Genomic DNA, 2743 nt, shown 5'->3' with positions numbered 1-2743 from the left:
CGATGCCGCTGGCGACCAGCGCCAGCCAGGGGTCCAGGCCAGCGAGCTTGGTGAGCAGGCCATAGGCATAGACGCCGATGCCGAACAGGGCCAGGTGGCCGAAGTTGAACACCCCGCCATAGCCCAGGCTCAAATCCCAGTTGGAGGCAACCACGGCGTAGATGAACACCATGATCAGCACGTGGCGGCTGTAGGTGTCGGTGAACAGGAAGGGCAGCAGCGCCAGGACGACGAGGCCCAGCACCATGCCCACGGCCTCCTCCTTCCAGGAGGCGCGGCCGGGCGTGCCGATCGGGCGGGTCATGCGAGGCTCCGGCTGCTGCGGACGAACATGCCTTCGGGGCGGACCATCAGGGTCAGGATCAGGACGGCGAACAGGAGGGCTGGGGTCCAGTAGAGGCCGAAATAATAGTTCGACGCCGCCTCGAAGAAGCCGATCAGGTAGGCGGCGAAGATCGGCCCGGAGATGCTGGAGATCCCGCCGAACACCACCACGATGAGCGCCTTGAGCAGCGGGTCGGCGCCCATGACCGGCGACATGAAGCGGTAGCCGCCCAGGAAGATCCCGGCCAGCGCCGCGAGTGCGGCGGCGATCGCGAACGCCAGGCCGTAGAGCGCGGTGACGTTCAGACCGACCAGCAGGCTGGCATCCTCGTTCTGCGCCACGGCGCGCAGCGCCAAGCCCAACCGGGTCCGGTTCAGGAACAGCCACAAGGCCACCAGGATGACCGGCGTGATCACGATGATCGCGATCTGGTGCATGGAGACGCCGACCCCGCCGATCGTGGTATTGCCGTCCAGGAGTGGCGGGATCTGCTTAGAGCGGGGGCCCCACAGCTCCAGCACGCCGTTCTCGATCAGCGAGGCGGCGGCCAGCGTGGTGATCACCACCACCAGCACGATATTGGACCGGCCGATCAGCGGGCGGACCACGCTCGCCTGGAGCAGCCAGCCGATCCCCGCCATCGCAACCACGGCCAGCGGCAGAACGACGGGCAGCGGCAGGCCGATGTCCACGAACTGCCAGGCGAGATAGGCGCCCAGCATCATGAACACACCGTGGCTGAAGTTGAACACGCCGATCGTGGTCCAGACCAGCGCCAGCCCGACCGCCATCATGGCGTAGAGCGAGCCCTGGAACAGGCCGCCGAACAGGATCTCGGCCGAAGCGCCCATGTCCGTCCCTAGTGCCCGAAATACATCGACATGATCTCCGCATGGTCCATGGTCTGGCCCGGCCGGATTTCGGTCGCGACCTCGCCGTGGTTGACCAGGTAAAGATGCTGGCTGAGCTCCAGCAGGAACTCGACGTCCTGCTCGACCACGATCAGCGGCACGCCACCCTTCGAGATCGCGAGGACTGCCGCACACAGTTCGTCCTTGATCTTGGGGGCGAGGCCCAGCGTCGGCTCGTCCAGGATCAACAGGCGCGGGTGGCTCATCAGTGCCGTGCCGATCGACACCATCTGCCGCTCGCCGCCGGAGAGCGTGCGCACCCGCTGGCGCCAGCGCTCGCGCAGCTTGGGGAAGATCGCGAGGACCTTCTCGCGGTTCGCCTCCTCGTGCGGGCGGGCGTGCGGCGAGTAGGCGCCGAGCGCCAGGCAGTCCGCGATGGTGAGGTCGGGGAACAGCCGGTTGCCCTGCGGCACGTGGATCAGGCCGCGGGCCACGATCGCGCGCGGGCTCAGGCCGGTGATCGGCGCGCCGTCAAAGCGGATCGTGCCGCTCCTCGGGCGCAGCAGGCCGGAGATCGCGCGGAGCAGGGTGGTCTTGCCGTGGCCGTTCGGGCCGAACAGGCCGACATTGCCGAACTCGCCGGCACATAGGCTCAGCCGGTGCAGCACCGTGACCTGACCATAACCAGCGGTGAGGTCGGAGACCTCGAGCAGCGCACTCACAGGTCCGGCCTCCGTGAGCCCAGATAGGCTTCGACCACCCGCGGATCGGCGATGACCTCCTGCGGCACGCCGCGCGCCAGGATCTGGCCATTGTTCAGCACCATGAGGTGCTGGGACAGGCTCATCAGGAAGGTCAGCACGTGCTCGATCAGGACAATGGTGATGCCGTGGGCGGCGATCTTGCGGATCAGGCCGATCGAGGTCTCGACCTCGGGCTTGGTCAGGCTGGAGGCCGGCTCGTCTAGCAGCAGGATCTTGGGCCGCATGGCGATGGCGCTGGCGAGCATCAGGCACTTGCGGTCGAACACCGAGAGCTCGCCGGCCAGGCGCCCGAACTCCGCCCGGCCGATGCCGATGAAGTCCAGCGCCTCGGCGGCACGCAACTCGGCCTCGGCAGTGGCTTTCACCGCGCCGCCATAGGTGGCGCCGATCAGCGCGTTCTCGAACACGGTGAGTCCATCGAAGCTGGTCTCCCGCTGGAAGGTGCGGGAAAGCCCGAGCTTGGCGATGGCATTGCCGGAGCGCCCCTGGATCTCCTGGCCGTCCAGCCGCACCCGGCCCCGGTCGGGGCCGAACGGGATGCCGGTGATGATGTTGAACAGTGTGCTCTTGCCGCTGCCGTTCGGGCCCGCAATGCCGAAGATCTCGCCGGCTTGCACTTCGAACGACACGTTGTCGACGGCCTTCAGCGAGCCGAAGGCCTTCGATACACCCTCGATTTCCAGAAGCGCCATCCGCTCACTGCATCCAGGGCTGCAGCTTGAACTCGCCGGTCGCGTACTTCTCCGGAGAGATCAGCACCCGCTCACCGTCCCAGATCTGGAAGAAGGTGATCGGGATATAGT

General features: G+C 66.9%; 4 protein-coding genes. All 4 read right to left on the bottom strand.

Features of this window, described 5'->3' with window-relative positions:
* On the bottom strand, positions 1-304 hold a 304-nt coding region (locus EQG76_RS11830), incomplete at its 3' end, for an ABC transporter permease subunit (protein ID WP_407925532.1).
* On the bottom strand, positions 301-1176 hold the full coding sequence (locus EQG76_RS11825) for a branched-chain amino acid ABC transporter permease (protein WP_159713586.1): 876 nt from the start codon (positions 1174-1176) through the stop codon (positions 301-303). The genes EQG76_RS11830 and EQG76_RS11825, both read right to left, overlap by 4 nt.
* Before the next feature lie 8 nt (positions 1177-1184).
* The gene (locus EQG76_RS11820) at positions 1185-1898 is read right to left on the bottom strand and encodes an ABC transporter ATP-binding protein (protein WP_159713584.1); all 714 of its coding nucleotides are present in this window, start codon (positions 1896-1898) and stop codon (positions 1185-1187) included.
* Positions 1895-2632: an ABC transporter ATP-binding protein gene (locus EQG76_RS11815; protein ID WP_159713582.1), complete on the bottom strand. Its 738-nt coding sequence runs from the start codon at positions 2630-2632 to the stop codon at positions 1895-1897. The genes EQG76_RS11820 and EQG76_RS11815 overlap by 4 nt, the downstream gene beginning before the upstream one ends.
* Between the last annotated feature and the right edge of the window lie 111 nt (positions 2633-2743).

The organism is Geminicoccus flavidas (assembly GCF_009806515.1).
GTDB classification, from domain to species: domain Bacteria; phylum Pseudomonadota; class Alphaproteobacteria; order Geminicoccales; family Geminicoccaceae; genus Geminicoccus; species Geminicoccus flavidus.
Note: the sequence above shows the minus strand (reverse complement) of the source record. Positions and strands in the feature narration are given on the sequence as shown.